The organism is Agarilytica rhodophyticola (genome assembly GCF_002157225.2).
GTDB classification, from domain to species: Bacteria; Pseudomonadota; Gammaproteobacteria; order Pseudomonadales; family Cellvibrionaceae; genus Agarilytica; species Agarilytica rhodophyticola.
Map to the genome: position 1 here is coordinate 2,928,270 of NZ_CP020038.1, position 19,485 is coordinate 2,947,754.

At 43.8% G+C, this 19,485-nt stretch carries 16 protein-coding genes; all 16 read left to right on the forward strand.

Annotation, left to right across the window (positions count from 1 at the left end; genetic code table 11):
* The first annotated feature begins 6 nt into the window (after positions 1 to 6).
* The 16 genes from BVC89_RS12475 (at position 7) to BVC89_RS12550 (ending at position 19,485) form a co-directional block, all read left to right on the forward strand.
* Complete coding sequence (locus BVC89_RS12475) at positions 7 to 1,179, forward strand: hypothetical protein (protein ID WP_158657897.1); 1,173 nt, start codon at positions 7 to 9, stop codon at positions 1,177 to 1,179.
* Positions 1,179 to 2,129, forward strand: coding sequence for an AHH domain-containing protein (locus BVC89_RS12480; RefSeq protein WP_086931501.1), 951 nt, complete (start codon positions 1,179 to 1,181; stop codon positions 2,127 to 2,129). The genes BVC89_RS12475 and BVC89_RS12480 overlap by 1 nt, the downstream gene beginning before the upstream one ends.
* A 32-nt stretch (positions 2,130 to 2,161) precedes the next feature.
* Positions 2,162 to 2,755, forward strand: a complete 594-nt coding sequence (locus tag BVC89_RS12485) for an imm11 family protein (protein WP_086931502.1) — start codon at positions 2,162 to 2,164, stop codon at positions 2,753 to 2,755.
* Positions 2,756 to 2,794: 39 nt separating this feature from the next.
* Positions 2,795 to 3,592 carry a hypothetical protein gene (locus tag BVC89_RS12490; protein ID WP_086931503.1) on the forward strand — a complete coding sequence of 266 codons (798 nt, stop codon included), beginning with the start codon at positions 2,795 to 2,797 and terminating at the stop codon, positions 3,590 to 3,592.
* Positions 3,593 to 3,705: 113 nt separating this feature from the next.
* On the forward strand, positions 3,706 to 4,719 hold the full coding sequence (locus tag BVC89_RS12495) for a DUF2169 family type VI secretion system accessory protein (RefSeq protein ID WP_086931504.1): 1,014 nt from the start codon (positions 3,706 to 3,708) through the stop codon (positions 4,717 to 4,719).
* Positions 4,720 to 4,736: 17 nt separating this feature from the next.
* The gene (locus tag BVC89_RS12500; RefSeq protein WP_086931505.1) at positions 4,737 to 6,095 is read left to right on the forward strand and encodes a hypothetical protein; all 1,359 of its coding nucleotides are present in this window, start codon (positions 4,737 to 4,739) and stop codon (positions 6,093 to 6,095) included.
* Positions 6,096 to 6,376: 281 nt separating this feature from the next.
* Positions 6,377 to 7,714: a type VI secretion system baseplate subunit TssK gene (gene tssK / locus BVC89_RS12505; protein WP_086931506.1), complete on the forward strand. Its 1,338-nt coding sequence runs from the start codon at positions 6,377 to 6,379 to the stop codon at positions 7,712 to 7,714.
* A 57-nt stretch (positions 7,715 to 7,771) separates the two neighbouring features.
* Entirely contained in the window at positions 7,772 to 8,707 is a 936-nt protein-coding gene (icmH, locus tag BVC89_RS12510) for a type IVB secretion system protein IcmH/DotU (RefSeq protein WP_245929390.1), read from the forward strand.
* A 121-nt stretch (positions 8,708 to 8,828) separates the two neighbouring features.
* Positions 8,829 to 12,380 carry a type VI secretion system membrane subunit TssM gene (gene tssM, locus BVC89_RS12515; RefSeq protein ID WP_086931507.1) on the forward strand — a complete coding sequence of 1,184 codons (3,552 nt, stop codon included), beginning with the start codon at positions 8,829 to 8,831 and terminating at the stop codon, positions 12,378 to 12,380.
* On the forward strand, positions 12,380 to 13,108 hold the full coding sequence (gene tagF / locus BVC89_RS12520; protein WP_086931508.1) for a type VI secretion system-associated protein TagF: 729 nt from the start codon (positions 12,380 to 12,382) through the stop codon (positions 13,106 to 13,108). The genes tssM and tagF overlap by 1 nt, the downstream gene beginning before the upstream one ends.
* Positions 13,109 to 13,234: 126 nt before the next feature.
* On the forward strand, positions 13,235 to 13,990 hold the full coding sequence (locus tag BVC89_RS12525) for a Stp1/IreP family PP2C-type Ser/Thr phosphatase (protein ID WP_086931509.1): 756 nt from the start codon (positions 13,235 to 13,237) through the stop codon (positions 13,988 to 13,990).
* 207 nt (positions 13,991 to 14,197) lie between these two features.
* The gene (locus BVC89_RS12530) at positions 14,198 to 17,335 is read left to right on the forward strand and encodes a bifunctional serine/threonine-protein kinase/formylglycine-generating enzyme family protein (RefSeq protein WP_086931510.1); all 3,138 of its coding nucleotides are present in this window, start codon (positions 14,198 to 14,200) and stop codon (positions 17,333 to 17,335) included.
* Positions 17,335 to 17,640 (forward strand): hypothetical protein, encoded by a 306-nt coding sequence (locus BVC89_RS12535; RefSeq protein WP_086931511.1) that lies wholly within the window; start codon positions 17,335 to 17,337, stop codon positions 17,638 to 17,640. The genes BVC89_RS12530 and BVC89_RS12535 overlap by 1 nt, the downstream gene beginning before the upstream one ends.
* 151 nt (positions 17,641 to 17,791) lie before the next feature.
* The gene (locus BVC89_RS12540; RefSeq protein ID WP_086931512.1) at positions 17,792 to 18,409 is read left to right on the forward strand and encodes a MotA/TolQ/ExbB proton channel family protein; all 618 of its coding nucleotides are present in this window, start codon (positions 17,792 to 17,794) and stop codon (positions 18,407 to 18,409) included.
* 9 nt (positions 18,410 to 18,418) lie between these two features.
* The gene (locus tag BVC89_RS12545; RefSeq protein ID WP_086931513.1) at positions 18,419 to 18,988 is read left to right on the forward strand and encodes an ExbD/TolR family protein; all 570 of its coding nucleotides are present in this window, start codon (positions 18,419 to 18,421) and stop codon (positions 18,986 to 18,988) included.
* Positions 18,985 to 19,485, forward strand: coding sequence for an ExbD/TolR family protein (locus BVC89_RS12550; protein ID WP_245929391.1), 501 nt, complete (start codon positions 18,985 to 18,987; stop codon positions 19,483 to 19,485). Before BVC89_RS12545 ends, BVC89_RS12550 begins: the two co-directional genes overlap by 4 nt.

A 19,485-nucleotide genomic window follows, 5' to 3' on the forward strand; every position in this document is an offset into this window, starting at 1 on the left:
TCGTCCATGAATGCTTCTCGGATAATGTTTTCTGGTTTCGGCTTGTGTAGTTCTTTGGGTGGATATAAAGATGCTTGTGCTGCCTATCGCGCGGGTCTTAATCGTTTTTCTGCCCATACTGAAGTCAAGACCATGTTCCCCGGCAATGAAGAGCCTGCACCGTTAACGGTTGCCCCCGCAGCTTGTAATATCTTTGCTTATCAAGGATTAGCACGTACGGTTAAATTATTTCAGTTCGCCTACGCTGACTTACTCGATAATATTGAGCAGGACCTTCCCCAGGAAAATATTGCTCTGTTATTTACAATGCCCGATCCGCTTGAACGAGAGCAAAACTTAGATATTGACGAAGAATTCGCCCGTGAGCAGCGCTTACAAGAATATGTAGATGCACTTAAAGTCCCACTCTTTACTATTTGTCCAGGCCTTAAAGATATACCAATGCAGTGTTCTTTTGGCGAACGTGCTGCATTTGCTCGAGTACTAAAGAAGGCTATTACGTTATTGAATACCGGTAAAGTAGATCACTGCTTGGTAATGGTCGCTGATAGTTTGCTAGACGATCACATGTTGCAAGTTCAATTACAAGAAAATCGATTAAAAACGGAAGATAACCCCGTTGGCTATATTCCAGGCGAAGGGGCTGCTGCTATTTTATTATCTAGCGAAGCGCTGTCTAAATCAGATAAAAATAGAGAGCCTCTTGCAGCTAATATAAATGTATCAATTGATAATCGAACTGTCGATGAGCAAATCCCAGAGATCGAAGATGAGGCGCAGCTAGATAAACTTATTGATCAGCAACAACGGGCCTCCTGGCATGGTGAAAAATTGGTTAATGTGTTAACAGACTTGTTGGGCGATAGCTATGAACAACAATCTTTTCCACAACATATAAGTGATATTAATGGCGAAGAGCACCGTGCAATAGAACTAGGTAATACACTTGTTAAGTTAAGACTCCAATGTCCTAGTGCTTCATTTTCAGAAGTGCAAGTACCTGCCTTGGGCTTTGGTGAAGTAGGTGCTGTGATGGGGCCTTTGGCGCTCATGACGGTAGCGGCCGCAGTACAACGAGGTTATGCCACACAACGGGAATTTGTTATAACGCTTTCGGATGAAAGTGGTAAGAGAGCGGCAATTAAATTGCTATTTAGCGCGCCGAAGGAGGAGGAATAATGGCCAGGCTACACAAAGTTTTACAGAAATATGGCAAGGGATCACTGTCAGAGCCTCAGATATTAAGAGCCGTTTTTAAAGGCGAGTGGAGAGCAGCTAAAAAGACTAAGAAAAAAGATCAAAAAGAAAAGGAAAAAGCTGAAAAGAAAGGTGAAAAACACACGCCTTCCAATGGGGAAGTAAAAGCTGTACTTTGGAAAGACAGCACTTACAACCAAAACTGTTACGATCATATCGCCTCGGATGGTGGTCGTAAGGCCGTGTTTGAAAAATTTCAGTTTGTCGATGCTGCATATGCAGCTAAATACCCCAAATTGCCTGCTATGTTTAAGGAATATTACGGCTTCCCTGGGAAAATGAAGTGTAATTTTAATCCGGGTGCTGAACTGGCGGGAAAAACAACGGCCAAGAATAAGAAAAAAGGCAGTGGCGGCAATCAACGTTTTGCAGGTTGTTCTAAGCCTTATAAATGGAATGGTCACCATATGATTCCTGCCGAGGCTTTCTATTCTGAGGTAACTACTAGCGGTGGCGGCAAACCTGTATTCACGCCGACTCAGTATGCTTTGCTATTAATGTCTGATTACAATCTCAATAATGGTCATAATCTGATACCTTTGCCCGATCGAGGCATGGATTTTTACCAGCCGGTGCATGCGATGATTTTGCATCCCTCTAGCCATTCCAATTATACCTCTAAGGTTAAAAGTGAGATGAAGAAAATCTCCAAAGACCTGAAAGAATTGGAATCGGAGGCGGATAAGCCCCATCCAGATGCCTCTATGGAAGTGAAGCTAAGTTTAGAAGACTTAGAAGATGATCTATGGGATTTACTGGTTAAACTGGGTAAAACCATGGTGTCCTCGACGCTCTCTAATACTGCACCCAATCTTTCTGCTGACGAGCAAAAAATTGTAGGGGATAATGCATCCTATGGTGCATTAATTTAATCTTACAACCATCTAACTTTACGAGTATTGAAATGAATTATTGGATCTTAAAAACGCCAATACAAGACGACGGGGCGCATTTATCCACTTTACCCACTGCAGGCCCAGAAGATTTTCTTTACAGTAAAGGCGAGAGTTTAAAAGCACAACACCCGCAAGATAGTGAATCAGTCATGTGCTTTGATACGGATTTCCCAGATCGTATTAAGCTGTTTGATTTTGTTTCTAATTTAGATGAAGTTCTGATAGGCAATAAGCGCGTGAGAGATGTGTTTGAGCAATTAGGGATTGAAAACGTCGAATACTTGCCCGTATGGTTGATGAATCATCAAGGCGAAATTGCCTCAAAAGACTATACGATACTCAATGTTCTAGGCTCTGTGGACGCGATAGACATGGAAAAATCAAAATATCGTATGGGGCGCATTATTAAAACTCAAATTAATAGAGTCAAACACCTCGTTTTAGATAACGACAATATCCCAGAGGAGGCTCAGGTGTTTCGTGCCTCTAGTAAACTTAATGAGATTTTTATCAGTGACCCGCTTAAACAGGCGCTAGAAGCGGCTGGTTTAAGTGGGTGGAAGGCGATCGAAGCACAAGGCTGGGATGGTATGGATTTTTAATCCGCCGTTTTCATTTAAATATTTAGCACGAATAACAATATGTCTACTTACGACCTTAAAGGCTTTCAACAAAGCGCATCGTATCAACTCGATGAAGCTAAGGGTACCATCGTGCTAGGTAAAGATTGGAAGCTTTTTAGCGCGCAATCGCGGCAAGTGTGTGATCATTTTTTAACTCTAGCGGCAGCGTCACTGCTAGCCGATATGAAGCCAGCACTTTTTTTTATGAATTTGTGTCGCTGTGCTGAAAACTGGCGTCGCTTTATGGTTTCTGCACAAGAGCATTTTCAGCAGCGGCCTTCGCTTATTTTTAATACACCCGTATATGCTGCAATTATTGCGCAAGATACAAGCGTGTTGACAGGAATATGTGAGGCTTTGCCAAAGCAATGGCAAGAAGGGGAAGAATATCCCGATCAATTTCACTTAACTTGGTTATCCGCTTTGTTGCAGTTAAACGGTTGCCAAGTGGATGATAATGTAGAAACGCACTTACAAGTATTGGAAGAGGCAGAACCAGAGCGCTGTGAGCTTTATAAGGCCTTGCTGGGATTAGAAGAGCTAGAAGAAGCGGATTTTTGGAATCAGTTTAATAGTGTCTTATATGCTCATGAAGAGGATATTGAAAAGCGTATAAACTCGGTATCGACAGATACCCCGCGTTTTATCGCTCATCGTTTTATTTGGTTTGAGGGCCTTGCGCTTTTGCGTTTAGCCTTAATTAAGGGCTTTGTTTTGCCTTCTCACTCTATTATGTTTTGTCCCGATGAAGCATTAATGACAGTGACAGATAAGTATCAGGGGGATTGGCCGCTAGTTCCGTTACCTGTTCACTAGCGAGCCAGAAATAAAGCGTACTCGTCAGCACCAGACTTTGGCTTAATAGCCTAGGTAGTAATAGATAAATAATTTAATTTGTATCAAGTGGATAAAAGCGGTTAGCACTTAATATGGCTCAAGCAAAAATTAACAATAATACCGTATGTGAATTTGCAACACTGTTTGCCAATGACGAGCAGTTTAACCCACTTGTCACGCCTATTATAAAAGCCACCTTTGATATTTCGCCCGATGGTAAACTCAAGTTTGCCGAAAAACAAATGCCCGTTGATCTTGCAGGCAAATACACGGCTGATCCAGAAACATCCAGCTACCTTGTTGAGCCTGAAACCGCCTTTATCAAATTAACCACGGATGTTGTGATAATTGGAGATGCAATATCCTCGCGCGGCCCAGTGCAACATTTATTAGTGGATATTCATGTGGGGGATTTACATAAACAAATGGCTGTCTTTGGTGACCGCCACTGGATAAAGCAAACCATCGGCTACGAAATGTCTCGCACTACCCCCTTCGAAACTATGCCGCTTACCTATGAAAATGCCTTCGGTGGCTGGGATCGGCGCCATGATGATCTTGCTAAACAAGGGTTTGAAGCGAGAAACACCGTTGGCAAAGGCTATTTCCGCACCGATGTTGAACATACTGATGCGCTAATGCCCTTGCCCAATATCGAAAACCCTAACGCCCTAATAAGCGATATCAAGGATAAGCCTGAGCCAGTTGGTTGTGGCTTTACCTTACCTCACTGGCAACCTCGCGCTGCTTTGGCGGGAACCTATGACGAAAACTGGCAAAAAACACGCAGCCCTTTATTGCCTGAGGACTTTAACCGCGCCTATTTTAACGCGGCAAGCCCGGGGTTCATTGCCTCCCAATATCTCAGTGGCAAAGAGCAGGTCGTCATTAAAAATATGACACCAGAAGGTCATCTCCAATTTCAATTACCTATTGGGCGCCCTCCGGTTTGCGAAATTGAATTAAAAGACAGCATTGAAACTCTGCCAACACACCTAGATACGGTGATTATTAATACGCGTAGTATGCAATTGCAGCTTATCTGGCGTAATTACCTATTATTACAGCGCGGCCCTCATGATGTTGAAGCCATGACCATTAATTAAGGATAAAACAAAATATTATGGTTATTCACTATCAAGCTTTTCGTGAAGAGTTGTATATCGAACATTTGGAAGAAGCGGCATTTCAATATGAAACTCGTTTAAGCTGGCTGCATGATCCGCAAATAGGCTGGCAGGATCTGGAAGATATCGATCAAGCCATTGAAATGCATATTGATGCACTTTTAGTGGGCGAAAAGTTGGGTTTGAAGGTATGTGTGGAAAGCCTTGCCGATGCTGAAGCCAGTACTTTACATGTTATCGTTCGAGTGTTTTGTCGTTATCGATTAATTGATCGTCTCTCTCATTTATGGACGCTGTTTGATTTTGATGACGAAGACAAAGTAAGTGCCGTGGCAGACGCCCTAAAATGGGAATGTCCACAACAATGGTTTCCATCATTACTAAAAGTATTCGGCAAAAAAAGAAAAGCCAATATGTTCCCGGTTTTAGTGCCCAGTATTGCTTATCAATCTCGCCAATCAGGTGAGCACCTTTTAACAGCACTGGATAATGCCGAAGAGGAAAATTTACCCCAAATATTGTGGGCGATCTCACGTTGCGAAAGGAATATTCAAAAACAGGCGACGACAAAACTGCTGCCATTTAGTAAACACGATGATGCACAAATTGTTGCTCGTGCAGTACTGGCGCTTATGATGATGGGAGACGCTAAGGTACTTAATCAAAGTCACGCCCACTTCACCAGCATGCCCATGATGTTTGCGATTGGGGGCAGTATTAAAGACAGTGAAAAGCTGATCGCTTTAGCTAAAACCGACGCCGCAGATGAACAGTGTTTGATGGCGCTTGGCGTAGCAGGTAATCTCGATGCAGTGCCTGTACTGTTGGCCTACCTTAAGCATGAAGAGCTGGGAGCAAGTGCTGCCCAAGCCATGCAATTAATAACTGGCGCTGGTTTATACGAAGACAAGCATGAAGCCGACGAGGTTGAACAGGATGAACTGTTTGAGCACGAGCTGGAAGACTTTGCAAAGGGCGAGTTGCCAAAAAATATTGATGGTCATCCCTTTGGCGTTGAAGTTAGGCAATTAATTACAAAAAAAGCGCCCTGGGCGGCATGGCTTGATCAACATAAGAGCCAATTTACAAAAGGTTTGCGCTATCGTAATGGACGACCATTTTCTCCCATGGAGTTGGTCAATAATTTAATCGATAACCAAAGCCCCTTTTCTTTGCGCCAGTGCGCTTACGAAGAGCTAGTTATCCGTTATGGTATCGACATCCCGTTTGCGCCAGACGAACTTATATACAGACAGCAGGATTGTATTAACAAGATGTATTTTTGGGCCCAAAGTAATCAGCAGGTATTTGTTGATGGAAAATGGTATTTTGATAGCAAAGAAATAATAAGCTGATGGTGGTTCAGGTAGCGATTCTTTACGCTTAGTGCGACCAAAAAACGCCCAGAAAAAATAGGATGAGTCACGGACAGCCTCTAGTTATGTGTCGATTAATGGAAATTTAGAACGACGAAATCCGCCTTTTATCTGACAAAAATAAATGAATACCTTATTTCCCTCTGAGAGTGCTGTGATCAGAGGGTAAAATGAAAGTTTTATGCCCCAATTTATTCATTATGGAGTAAGATTCGAGCATAATAATGAAGTAACAATTTGCAGCGCTAGGAATTAACGATATGTCATTAGAAAGCAAGGTCGTTTGGTCCGAGGGGATGTTTCTTAATCCCCAACATTTTCAGCAACAAGAGCGTTATTTTGAACGCTATGTTAATGGCAAATGTGAAGCATATGGAGCATATGGCTGGGGAGTAAGTGAATTTGAAGTTGACCAACAGCTGCTCAAATTGGGTAAGCTATCTGTTATTAACGCCAAAGGTGTTTTTCCAGATGGCACGCCGTTTAGTGTGCCCGATCTCAATGATCCGCCACCGGTTATCGATCTGCCTGAAAACCTGCATGATGTCTTAGTATATTTAGCAATTCCCGTGAGACGCCCAGGAGCTGTGGATGTCTTGCGTGAAGAGCAATCACAAGGGTTGGCGCGCTATTATCTGTCTGAGATGAATGTGCGAGATGTGGCAGAAGAGGGGAGTGAAAACCTACAGGTGGATGTGGCGAAACTTCGCACCAAGTTACTGCTGGAGACAGATGATCTTAGCGGCTATACCTGTATTGGTGTCATGAAGATTACCGAGACGCGAGAAGATAAGAATATTATTCTCGACGATCAATATATTCCCACATGCATCGATATTAATGTGTCCCCACGACTGGCGGGGTTTTTGACTGAGCTGGTGGGCTTACTTCATCATCGGGCCGAGTCTATGGCAGGGCGTTTAGCAGATGCTAGAAGGGGTGGTTCTGCAGAAATAGCCGATTATATGATGCTGCAGCTGATCAATCGTATTGAACCCTTTGCTAATCATTTATCTTCTATGCAGGGACTGCATCCTATCACCATGTACGCTGAAACCTTGCAAATGGTAGGGGAGTTATCCACGTTTGTGACAAAAGATAAAAGGCCGCCCAGCTTTGGCCCTTATTTGCATGATGATTTAACTGTCACGTTTACACCTATCATGACCTCTCTGCGCGATTGTCTATCCATGGTTATTGAGCAGAATGCTACGTCTTTGCCATTGGAGGAAAAAGGCTATGGTATTCGTGTATCACAAATCACCGATCGCAGTATGCTAACTACCTGTGTTTTCGTGATAGCAGCACGTGCAGATGTACCAGAAGAAGTGATAAGAACACGATTACCTTCCCAGGTTAAGATTGGCCCGGTGGAGCGTATTCGTAAGTTAGTGAATGCGGCAATGCCGGGTATTACCTTAAAGCCTCTGCCTGTGGCGCCCCGGCAAATTCCTTTCCGCTCTGGCTATTCTTATTTTGAGCTAGAAAGAAATAGCCCGTTTTGGAAGGAACTGCAAACATCTGGTGGCTTTGCTTTGCATGTGGGAGGCGATTTCCCCGGATTAGAATTGGAGTTTTGGTCTATTCGTCAAAATTAGGGAGCTTTAAACACTAGGCTTGATGGCCAAGGCCAATATTTATCTAGGAGTTAGACTATGTCGACAGATGATTCTGATAAGACGGTATTTAAACCGGCTGCATCAGGCAACCCTGACCACACCGCAATGCGCCCCATGCCAGGTGGCCGAGGTATGGCGCGGCCTCAGCCAGGGGCCGCACGACCAGCAGCAGCGCCGCCACCGCCACAATATGCGCCGCAAATGCAAATGAGTGAAGAGGGCGCTGCCTTTTTTCAAAAAACTCAGGGCTTAAATCCCATTGTCAACGCTGCTGCCTCGTTAATTGCGGTATTTGAAAAAACCCATGGCTCTGCCAGTCATTCCGATATTGGCGGGCTTCATCAGCGTTTGACTAACGAAATACGATCTTTCGAAAACCGTTTGCGCGATTTAGGTTTGGCGCCTGAGATAACTTTGTCCGTGCGTTACATTATGTGCTCTGTTTTGGATGAGTCGGTACTTAACACGCCCTGGGGAAGTGAAAGTGCATGGGCCCAGCGAACACTATTGAGCGTTTTCCATAAAGAAACATCTGGTGGCGAAAAATTCTTTTTGATTCTTGACAGAATGCGTCAAGCACCGGCGGATAACCTCTATGTGCTGGAGCTTATGTATATCTGCTTAAGTTTGGGCTTTGAAGGCAAGTACCGTTTACTCGATCGGGGACGTGAGGCGATCGAGCATATCCGCGATGATGTGTTTTCCATCATACGTCGCCACCGGGGGGATTACGAGCGTTCATTGGCAGACAGCTGGCAGGGGCTTGGTCGCTCGCGCAATACCTTGGCGCAATACATTCCCATGTGGGTCATTGTAGTGGCAGTGATTGCTATTTTATTTTTCAGCTTTTCAGGCTTTCGCTGGTGGTTGTATAAAACCTCGGATCCGGTTGCGAATCAATTAAACGAGATCTCAACAGAAGCACTGGAAGAAATAGAAGAAGAAAAAAATAATTCGTTACTCAATAACTAATCGGCTATAGAAAAATACGCGACACATTGAGTTTATTGGCAAAGCCTTTGGCAGGAAATACCCGCAATAAGATGGGTCATGCTTTGCCGATATCTACCAAGGAGTAAGAACGAGAAAACCTATGAAAAAAATTCTAAATTTTTTGTTACACCCAATCACTGTTTCTGTATTTGGGCTGATCCTCATATCTTTGCTCATCTGGTTTGGTGGCCCCTATATAAAATTTGGTGAGGACAATACCGCTCCTCTAGCCAGTGCTGTGACACGACTGCTGTGTATCATGGTGATTATTATTCTGTGGGGGTTAAATAATTTACGGGTACAGCTAAAAGCCAGAAAGAGCAATAACGATCTGGTTGAAGACTTGGAAGAAAACCAAGCAGAATTGCAAAAAAATGCAGAAAGTGGTCAAGCGGCCGAAGAAATACATCAACTTAATCAGCGCTTTAATCAAGCGCTCGGGACTTTAAAGCAATTAAAGTTCAGTGGCTCTGGTCGTAAAAAAGCCTTATATGAATTACCTTGGTATATCATTGTGGGGCCTCCAGGCTCAGGCAAAACCACAGCGCTTGTGAACTCGGGTCTCGAATTTCCACTGGCAGAGCAATTTGGTAAAGGCGCCTTACAAGGGGTAGGGGGTACACGTAATTGCGATTGGTGGTTTACTAACTCTGCGGTATTAATCGATACGGCTGGCCGTTATACCACACAAGACAGCCATCGCGTGGTGGATAGCTCAGCCTGGGAAGGCTTTCTAAATTTACTCAAGCGCAACCGTCGCCGACGTCCCATTAACGGTGCAATTGTTGCCATTAGCTTACAAGACTTACTGACACAGACTGAAGAAGAACGAGTGCAACATGCGAAAACCATCCGCATGCGCTTAGATGAGCTAATGGATAAATTAGAAATTCGTTTTCCTATTTATCTGATGTTCACCAAAGTGGATATGGTGTCTGGTTTTAGAGAATTTTTTGAAGACTTTGGTAAAGAAGAGAGGGATCAAGTTTGGGGGGTGTCATTGCCTAATGCTCCCAAGCCCACGGAAGGGCCGAATCTTGAATACTTTAGTGATGAATTTGGTAAGTTGGTGTCGCGTTTGTACGATCGTGTACTCTGGCGAGTGCATCAAGAGCGCAATTTAAAACGGCGCGCTAATATTTACGATTTTCCACCTCAGATGGAAAATCTAAAAGGTATTGCGGAATCTTTTGTTAAGCAAACCTTTATTAAAAACCGCTATAAATTCCAACCTTATCTGCGTGGTGTCTATTTCTCAAGTGGTACTCAAGACGGCACTCCTATTGACCGTTTGATGAGTTCAATTTCCTCCAACTTTGGTTTTTCTCGCGAAAGCAGCCAAGCGTCTTACCAGCAAGGACGAAGTTATTTTCTTACCCGACTATTCCAAGAAGTTATTTTTCCAGAATCGGAATTGGTGGGCAGTAATACTCGTTATGAAGCGTTTATGCGTTGGGGGCAGCGCGCAGCAATATTTGGTTTGTCGGCGATTACCATACTGATTATTGTCGTCTGGAGCGGCAGTATTACGCGGCATAAAATGTTTATGTCTGATGTGTCTGAACATGTCGCTCAGTTTGAAGAAGAAAACAAAAAAATTAGCCCCTATAATAAAGACATTCGTGCAATCTTGCCACCACTTAACTCTTTAGCGAACGCCAGTATCGTCTACGATCAAGAAGAGCACCCCTGGTTGTCGGGCATTGGTCTTTATGATGGCCGCGTTGATCGCGCTGCGAACGATGCTTATGAATCCTATTTGAAAAAGTTATTTTTACCCCGTGCTGTGCAAGTGCTGGAAGACGAGTTGGATAAAGGTCACCAAGGTGGCGACCTTTATAATAATTTCCGTCTTTATATGATGCTTAACAAACGCGATAAATTAGACACTGAAGCACTGGCGGCTTGGTATAAAGAACTGTGGGATGGTAAATATCCTGGTGAAGCTACTCGCAGACAAGAATTGGTGACTCACCTTGATTCGCTGCTTAATCTCGATCTTGAACCTGTTGAACTCAACCCGCGTGTGGTCAGACAAACCCGCGAAACTTTATTGCGAGTGCCTGTATCTCAGCGTATTTATGCACGCGTTAAAACTAACCCTATTTATACACAGGAAGTGAATTTCTTTAACTTGTTAGGTGAATCCGCAAGAACCGCATTTAAAGTCGATGCGCAAACTCAAAGACAATTGTCATTGCCCGTGCTGTATACCATGGATGGCTATGAGAATGTGGATTTCTCTCCTAATTCTCCAGTATTGACCGATGTAGAAAATGAAGATTGGATTTTGGACGATGATGACTCTGAGCGCGTCGACTTTGTCAAAGATGATCTCGATGAGATTAGTGAACAAGTTAAAGAACATTATTATGCCGACTATATCAACGTATGGTTGAACATTTTTAATAATCTCAAAGTAGTAGAATTTAGAGATCTTCGCCATGCGAACGATGTATTGCTAAGTATTACCGATCCAGTTTATTCCCCTGTGCGCACTGCATTACAAGTTGCCGTGTCCAATACGCAGCTAACGCCGCCCATTAAAGTGGTAAACACTGTTGGTCAAAAAGCCTCAGGTAAAACTGGAAAAGCGATTAATCTTGGACAAAACCTTCTGGAAAGACGTAAAACTACCAAAGTTGATAAACGCTTTCATCAGCTACATGTTCTCATGTCTGAAGATTCACAAGGTGGATCATCGTTTGATACATGGGTGCAACGTATTGCCAAGGTGCAGCAGTTTGTTACCGAAATATCAATCTCACCTGATCCTGGAAAAAAAGCCTTTGAAATCGCCAAAGAGCGTTATCAAAACGGTGCAGCTAATCCGATAGCAGAATTAAAAAATTTCGCTAAGACAGCACCCGACCCCTTAAACCGTTGGTTAACATCTCTTGCCGATGAGTCCTGGCGTATTGTGATGGGCACGGCTTATCAATATGTGAACACTCAATGGCGTAATCGCGTTTACAGTCCTTACCGACAAGCCTTGGCAGGCCGTTACCCATTAAATCGCCGCGCTGCTGATGAATTAGCCCTGTTTGATTTTGTGGAGTTTTTTAAACCCGCAGGCACTATAGATTCTTTTTACAGTAGCTTTATCAAACCCTTTGTTGACTCTAGCAACGGCTGGAACAATCGTGTGGTAGATAATTACAGCATAGGCTTTTCTAATAGCGCCATTAGACAAATGCGCAAAGGCTTGACTATTAAAGAAGTATTTTTCAGAACCAATCCAGAATCGCCTACCATCGGCGTTGAATTGAAACCTTTTAGTATGGATGAAAAAGATGCGCGCTTTACCTTGGATGTGGCCGATACTCGCATCACCTACAACCATGGGCCTAAATTTTGGAAAGCGGTGGCCTGGTCTGGTGCTGATGAAGGCAAGCGTATTCGTGTTGCCATTGAAGATTTGGAAGGCAACGTCCACGAGCGCACATATTCAGGTCCATGGGCCTGGTTTAGATTGATGGATGCTTCGAATATTCAGCGTACCAGTAAATCCAACGTGTATCGCATTACATTCACGGCTAATCGCACGAATAGTGATCCACATAAAATTGTTTACGAAGCTAAAACCAAGAGTATTAACAATCCTCTGAGCAACACGTTGCTATCATCATTTAAGGTGCCGGAGTCATTGTAATGAATAATAACAACCTCACCGGCCTTTTCGGTAAATTGCCAGCTCACGGAGATTTTATCTACCGCGATTTGCCGAGTACATTTATTAATGTCTGGGATCAATGGCTACAAGGTTATGTTGGCAGTACTCAGGAGCAATTGGGAGAAGCGTGGCTGGAAATTTATATGACCAGCCCTATATGGCGTTTTGCCTTTACCGAAGGCGTTATTGATAACAATGCTTGGGCGGGTATTTTTTTGCCAAGTGTTGATCGTGTCGGTCGTTATTTCCCTTTTTCCATTGCCACCCGCTTGCCAGCCCAAACTAATGTGACTGAATTTATCAGTACGCGCTTAAACTGGTATCAGAGTATGGAAGATGCCGCCCTTAGGGCGCTTGACGGTCAGCTGAAAATCGACGATTTAATCGAAGAACTCAATGACAGCAACCCAATGAAAAAGGCGACGTATATACGAGGTAATGGGATTGAATCGCCGTCAAAAATGGTGGTGCAGAATGTTGGCAGCGATCACTCGGCCACGGCTATTTTGCCGTTTATGCTCGACGCCTGTTTGGCCAGTAGTTTACAAACCTTTAGTATGTGGAGTACTGCTGGTTCGTCGGTTATCAACCCCTGTATGTTCGTTAGCAAAGGTCTGCCGCAGTTATCAGGTATTGCCGCGATGATGGATGGCAACTGGGCGGGTTGGCGTTGGCAAGAGCCTTTCACACTAAATACTAGAGCTTAGTGTGATGGTGGATAAAACAAAGGGCTGGACTAAAGGTATATTCAATATCGTGGTGAAGAGATGGTATGCTACAGTGACAAAGATGGACATTCATAAAGGTGCACGGCTAGGGTGCAGATAAAATAAATGACAGATATTACATTTAGACGACCAATCGCATGGAAAAGCTATGGGCTATCAGATGTGGGCTGTGTTCGCAAAGTGAATGAGGATTCTCTCTTTGAAGAATCCAACTATTATCTCTGGGCGGTTGCCGACGGTATGGGCGGCCATCAAGTGGGCGATCTGGCTAGCCAGAAAATCGTCGAACTATTGGAAACGGTAGAGCCCTCTGAGAGTTTGAGTGATTATGTAGATGCTATCGAGAACGCCTTACTCGATGCCAACCAACAGCTTATTGAATATGCCAATGTCATGTTCGAAAATCAAACCATGGGTAGCACCGTTGTCTGTATGGTGATCAAACAGCATGTGGGCGTTGTGTTATGGGTGGGGGATTCGCGCTTATACCGCTATCGTAATCGACAGTTACAGCAGTTAACGCGAGATCACAGCCAAGTTGAGGAAATGGTGCAGTTGGGTTTGATTACACCAGAAGAAGCGGAAAACCATCCCAATAAAAATGTCATTACCCGAGCTGTAGGTGTTGAGCCACAACTGTTCGTTGATGTTAACGTGTTTAGTACCCAAGTAGGCGACACATTTTTGTTGTGCAGTGATGGCCTTTACAATTCAGTCTCAAAATCCGATGTAGAAGCTAAACTTGCTCATCGAGATGCTGAAGCCTGCGCCCTTGATTTGATGAAAACATCTCTTGAAAATGGTGCTGAAGACAATGTTTCTTTGATCATTGTGAAAGGGGAACCTGGAATGCTAAGTTAATGAGACTCTGATTAGTTTTATATAGGCCTTATTAAAAGGGCTTATGGAGCGTTTCATTAAATCCCTGAAGGAAAATATTGTTAAAACACGATATGCATTTATTGCCACCGGCGTATATGAAATAATCCTGATGCAGGCCCGCTGCTTACGAAACTATATGTTTTAAATGAACTTTATGCTGTTGAAGAAGGACATTAAAAAATTGTTATGACTGAGTCGAACGATAACGATAAAACACGCGTGAAGTTGTCGTCAGACTCCCTCTCTGACACTTCCGCCGCGAACACTGATGACAAGACGAGAATAAGTCCACGTTCTAATGGGGCCAATAACGCTAAGGGCGCTCAGGCGAGTAATAACAGCAGCAATGCACAGAGCAAAGACGCAGAACTCTTGCGGCGACAAGCGGCACAAAAAAAAGCCCGTGAACTGGAAAAACGACTGGCCAGTATCGCCGCCAAAAAAACCAACCCTCTGCAAGAAGAGCCTTTAGCGCAGTATAAAGAGCCCTCAGCGCAACACAATACTTTGCAAGCTGAACAGGGCGTAGGTGACAGTCAAGCAGATGACAGAACACGTTTTGATAATCGTCGAGCAGGTGCACAGCAAGCGAGCCAACCGATAAATCCTGCCGGCGTGCCGCCTTTAGAAAGCCCATTACCTATTGAAGGTGCTTTTACCAGCCAAAACCCCGACGACAGTAAAACTCGCATTGCGCCCTTGAATTCGGCACGCGCCCTTGAAAGCTCAGATGGCACCTCAGAGGCCAGCGCCAGTGCGAATCTAGCTTCACCCGAAAATGTGGCAGCCGCTTTTGCCGACAACCAAGACAATAGTAAGACCCAGTTTAAGCCCATTAAAAGCCAGCCGGCTAAAACAAAAATGGACGCCACTAAAGTTGTTGATGGTGAACACACCGTGGCAACTTCTCCCTCCGAGTTTTTACCTCACGAGTCAAGCCCTATTACTGGCGGCTTTGTTCCCGTAGACCGCAAACAATATACCGACAGCGGCCAAGAGTTATTGAAAGGGCGCTTTGTATTGGAGAGCGTGCTAGGTGCCGGCGGCATGGGGGTGGTATATAAAGCCCAGGACTTACTTAAAATTGAAGCTCAAGACCGCGATCCTTACGTGGCGATCAAAGTCCTTGGGGATGACTTTAAATCTCACCCAGAAGCTTTTATTGCGCTTCAGCGAGAATCCCGTAAAACACAAAAAATCGCCCACCCCAATATTGTAAATGTGCACGATTTTGATCGTGATGGCGACAATGTCTTCATGACCATGGAGTTTTTAGAAGGCAAGCCGCTAGATAAATTAATTAGCCAGTATAAGTCGACGGGTTTGCCCGAGGATGATGCTTGGCAGATACTTGAGGGGATTAGTAAAGCGCTTATCTATGCTCACGAGCAGCGTATTATTCACTCCGACTTTAAACCCGGTAATATTTTTGTTACCAATAAAGGTTTAGCCAAGGTATTTGATTTCGGTATTGCCAGAGCGGTGGCGAAAGCGGAGCAATTTGAAGAAAGTGTCGATGACAAAACCGTATTTGATGCCGGTAATCTTGGCGCGTTGACACCGGCTTACGCTAGTTTGGAAATGCTCGAAGGAAAAACCCCTGACGTACGCGACGATATTTATGCGCTGGGGTGTATCGCCTATGAAATGTTTACTGGCAACCATCCTTTCAACCGGGTGCACGCCAACGATGCTAAAGAGCAAAAGCTCAAGCCTGCGCGTATTCCCAATATCAGTAAGCGGCAATGGCGAGCTATCGAAAAGGCACTGGCGTTTGAGCGTGAGAACCGGGTTGACAGTGTTGAAGAATTTTGGACAGAGTTAACGCAAAAACGTAAGTCCTCATTCTTGATCGCCAGCGTAAGTGCTGTGTTATTGGTAGTGACTTCTTTGTTGGTGTATCAAATTATTAAAGATCCAAAAGATCCACCATCTATAGATATAAATTTGATCGAAATTGAGTTTAAAGTTGATGCAAATAAGGAGGTTGTCGAAGAGGCGCTAACATCTCTGGAATTTACTAAAAACTGGGAGCAACGGTTATGGAAGGCATTCTCGGAGCTTGGAAAGCTTATTGAACAGCTGAAAGTTATTACGGGTGACAATGCCCAGCAAGTTTCCTGGCATCTTGAGCATAAAGAAAAAATAGGGCTTGCATACAGCAATAAAATACAAGAACTCATCCAGGAGGAAAATATCCCTCGGGCTAGAGAAATCTATGCCAATATTTCCCGCTACATTGATGATGAAAAAATGTTAGTGATGATTCTGGAGAGAATTGATAATGCAGAACAGTTGATTGCTAAACGTGAAGAAGATGAAGCTAAAAGAGTTCAGAATGAAAAAAATAAAAGATTAAATCTCAAGAAAGAGAAAGACAAACAAAAGCAAAATAGCGAAGCCTTTGATAAAGCCATGGCGACCGTCAATAAGCAAGTATCTTGTCGCAGCAGTATGAATATGCGTGATATTGATATTGCCGTTTCGGAATTACGCAGGCTCGACCGCTCGCGTTACAACAAGGTGGAAGGTGAAATTGTTAACAGGCTGTCATCCTGTATTGCCAGAACCGGCCGTTCTTTCCCCGAGCGTGCACAAGAATTAAAAAAACGTGCGCTACGAATTTTTCCTAACAATGCCACCGTAGCCGGAATTAAAATTATTCCCAAAGACCCTTGCGACTTATCTCTGGCAGGTTTAGGCGCAAAAGGCAAACGGGCGATTTGTCGCGATAGCTTAAAGAGTGAAGGCACCAATCTTGGCAGCGGACCTTCGATGGTGGTGGTGCCGGCAAAAGGCAGTATTAAAGCCTTTGCCATTAGCAAATATGAAGTGACGGTGTATGCGGTGAATAAATTCTGCGCCAAAAGTAGCAAGTGTGAAGAGCGTACTGATTTGGACAGTAAAAACCCTCGTACCGATATCGACGCTAAAACCATTCGAGATTATCTCAGTTGGTTGAGCCGCACGAGCAAACATAAATATCGTCTACCCACCAAAGCTGAGTGGATTTATGCAGCCAGATCCAATAGCTCAAAGCGAGACTCCAATCGAAATTGTCGTCTTGATTCACGTGGCATTAAAAAAGGTGGTGTCCTTATTAAAGCCACATCTGGCCAACAAAATGCCTGGGGTTTAGTTAATGCTTTAGGTAACGCTAGAGAATTAGTACGTGACGGTGGAGGCTATGCAGCGATGGGGGGCTCTTATGAAACGGCCATGGAAGATTGTGTGGTAACTAAGAGCGAAAGCACTCAAGGAAAAGCGGATGCCTTAACCGGCTTTCGTATTTTACGAGAAATAGATAATACGAAAAAGAACTGATGAACCAAAATAAAAGCTTCTCTGCAATACTGCAGGAACTCACCAATAACTACTACAATCATCGGATCAGTTTTTCTGAGTACCGTCTGCAGCGACGTCAGGTACTTGACTCTATCGACCAAGGCTATAATGCTGTTTCGCCAACAGCGGCCAATATGAGTGACCAGTTGAAAAATAATCACGACTCACGAGATAATAAGGACAGGCCCGAAGGGCTTAGACTGTTAGGCAATACTGCGACCTTTTCGACGCAAGAGATTCAAGAAATAAGAAATGCGACGAAAGATAAAACCAGACCGAGATAATATAAATATATTATCTGGTAGTAAAAAAAGAACTAAAAAAACAAGCACAAACAAAAGCAAGCGCGCTGCGCATTATTTTGATAATCTACAACACATTATTTAAGACAAGTATTGATACAGCGTGAGGCTGTATAAAGACGAGGCAATACATATGGATTTAATTCAATTTTTCCAATCCGGCGGACCTTTTATGTACGCTATTTTAGTGGTAATGGGATTGGGACTGGCGATCGCCATAGAGCGCTTTTTGTATATCGTCTCAGTCCAAGGGAAAACCAATAAAATATGGAAAAATTTAACCCCAATGTTACAGGCCAATGATTTTGAACGCGCTTATGAGTCTGTGCAAAAAGTTAAATCGCCTCTAGCAACCGTGTTGCAATATGGTTTTGCTCGTCATAAAGCAAAAGCGAAGCGAGATCTGGTCGATGCGGCAATGGAAGAGGGCATTATGGAAGTTACCCCGCAACTAGAAGAGCGTACTCACTATTTGGCGACCCTGGCAAATATTGCAACCTTGCTTGGCCTGTTAGGTACGATTATTGGTCTTATCCAAGCTTTTACCGCTGTTGCCTCGGCAGACCCTGCTGAAAAAGCCGACTTATTGTCTGCCAGTATTTCGGTGGCCATGAATACCACGGCCTTTGGTTTGACTGCGGCTATCCCACTTATTCTTATCCATTCCTACTTAGCCACGCGGACCACCCGCTTAGTGGATAATCTTGAAATGGCAGCGGTGAAATGCCTTAACCTGATTTGCGACGAGTAAGTAGTATTTATGAAGCTTGGTCGTAAGCGCAAACGTATGGAGACGACGGTAGAACTTAATATCACCGCTTTTATGAATCTTATGGTGATACTGGTTCCTTTCCTGTTAATTACTGCGGTGTTTTCACGCATGACAGTGCTTGAATTAAATTTGCCAGCACTCGACGCAAAAGCAGAAGAAAAAGAAAACCCCAAAGTCGATTTGCAACTGCAAGTATTAATTACCAAAGATACTTTGATTGTCCAGGATCCTAATGTTGGCCCATTTAAAACCATTGCACGCAATGATAACGGTGCTCCCTTTGACGATATTCAACGCAAAGTATGGAAGCCCTTTGGCGAGATTTTATTAACGTTAAAAACCCGTTTTCCAGAAAAACAGAATATTGCTTTGCTGATGGATCGCGGTGTCAGTTATAAAACTATGATTGCGGTAATGGATCGTGTGCGCAGTATCGATGTGGTGCAAGCAGCAAGTTTGGAAACTGTGGTTCTGTTCCCTCAAGTGTCCATTGGTGATATTCCTCAATTTGAAGAAGCTGTCGATGAGCAAAGTAGCGATCAAGGAGGCGGCCAATGAAAGAGCAGTCTCGGCGTGTCCGTCGTATGGAGCGGCACCATAAGCTAGCAAAGCAATCGCCGTTAAACCTCGTGTCTCTGATGGATATTTTCACTATTTTAGTGTTTTTTTTATTGGTGAATTCTTCTAATACACAGCAGTTGCCGAGCAATAAAGATTTAACCTTGCCGACATCTATTGCCAAAAAAGCACCAGCTGAAACCTTAGTCATTGCTATTACTAAAACCAATATTTTAGTGCAAGGTAGAAAGGTGGCGGATCTTTCGGCCTTAGCTGATAACGGCCAAGACGATATTCCCGCATTGAAAACGGAGTTGGATTTTCTCTCGGCAAATTCATTGCAGGGCAATGAAAGCGGTGCAGGGAGAAATATTACAATCATGGGAGATGAAAACACCTCCTACGATATTGTGCGAAAAATTCTTACCACTTGTCAGCAAGCCAATTACACCAATATTGCCTTTGCTGCCACGCAAGTGGTAAATAAAGTTAACTAA

Excerpts from the sequence above, each read along its gene's own strand:
- BVC89_RS12545 (WP_086931513.1), top strand. The coding sequence starts at position 18,419 with ATGAAGCTTGGTCGTAAGCGCAAACGTATGGAGACGACGGTAGAACTT.
- tagF (WP_086931508.1), top strand. The coding sequence starts at position 12,380 with ATGAATAATAACAACCTCACCGGCCTTTTCGGTAAATTGCCAGCTCAC.
- BVC89_RS12530 (WP_086931510.1), top strand. The coding sequence starts at position 14,198 with ATGACTGAGTCGAACGATAACGATAAAACACGCGTGAAGTTGTCGTCA.
- BVC89_RS12485 (WP_086931502.1), top strand. The coding sequence starts at position 2,162 with ATGAATTATTGGATCTTAAAAACGCCAATACAAGACGACGGGGCGCAT.
- icmH (WP_245929390.1), top strand. The coding sequence starts at position 7,772 with ATGTCGACAGATGATTCTGATAAGACGGTATTTAAACCGGCTGCATCA.
- BVC89_RS12535 (WP_086931511.1), top strand. The coding sequence starts at position 17,335 with ATGAACCAAAATAAAAGCTTCTCTGCAATACTGCAGGAACTCACCAAT.
- BVC89_RS12500 (WP_086931505.1), top strand. The coding sequence starts at position 4,737 with ATGGTTATTCACTATCAAGCTTTTCGTGAAGAGTTGTATATCGAACAT.
- BVC89_RS12495 (WP_086931504.1), top strand. The coding sequence starts at position 3,706 with ATGGCTCAAGCAAAAATTAACAATAATACCGTATGTGAATTTGCAACA.
- tssK (WP_086931506.1), top strand. The coding sequence starts at position 6,377 with ATGTCATTAGAAAGCAAGGTCGTTTGGTCCGAGGGGATGTTTCTTAAT.
- BVC89_RS12480 (WP_086931501.1), top strand. The coding sequence starts at position 1,179 with ATGGCCAGGCTACACAAAGTTTTACAGAAATATGGCAAGGGATCACTG.
- BVC89_RS12550 (WP_245929391.1), top strand. The coding sequence starts at position 18,985 with ATGAAAGAGCAGTCTCGGCGTGTCCGTCGTATGGAGCGGCACCATAAG.
- BVC89_RS12475 (WP_158657897.1), top strand. The coding sequence starts at position 7 with ATGAATGCTTCTCGGATAATGTTTTCTGGTTTCGGCTTGTGTAGTTCT.
- BVC89_RS12540 (WP_086931512.1), top strand. The coding sequence starts at position 17,792 with ATGGATTTAATTCAATTTTTCCAATCCGGCGGACCTTTTATGTACGCT.
- BVC89_RS12525 (WP_086931509.1), top strand. The coding sequence starts at position 13,235 with ATGACAGATATTACATTTAGACGACCAATCGCATGGAAAAGCTATGGG.
- tssM (WP_086931507.1), top strand. The coding sequence starts at position 8,829 with ATGAAAAAAATTCTAAATTTTTTGTTACACCCAATCACTGTTTCTGTA.
- BVC89_RS12490 (WP_086931503.1), top strand. The coding sequence starts at position 2,795 with ATGTCTACTTACGACCTTAAAGGCTTTCAACAAAGCGCATCGTATCAA.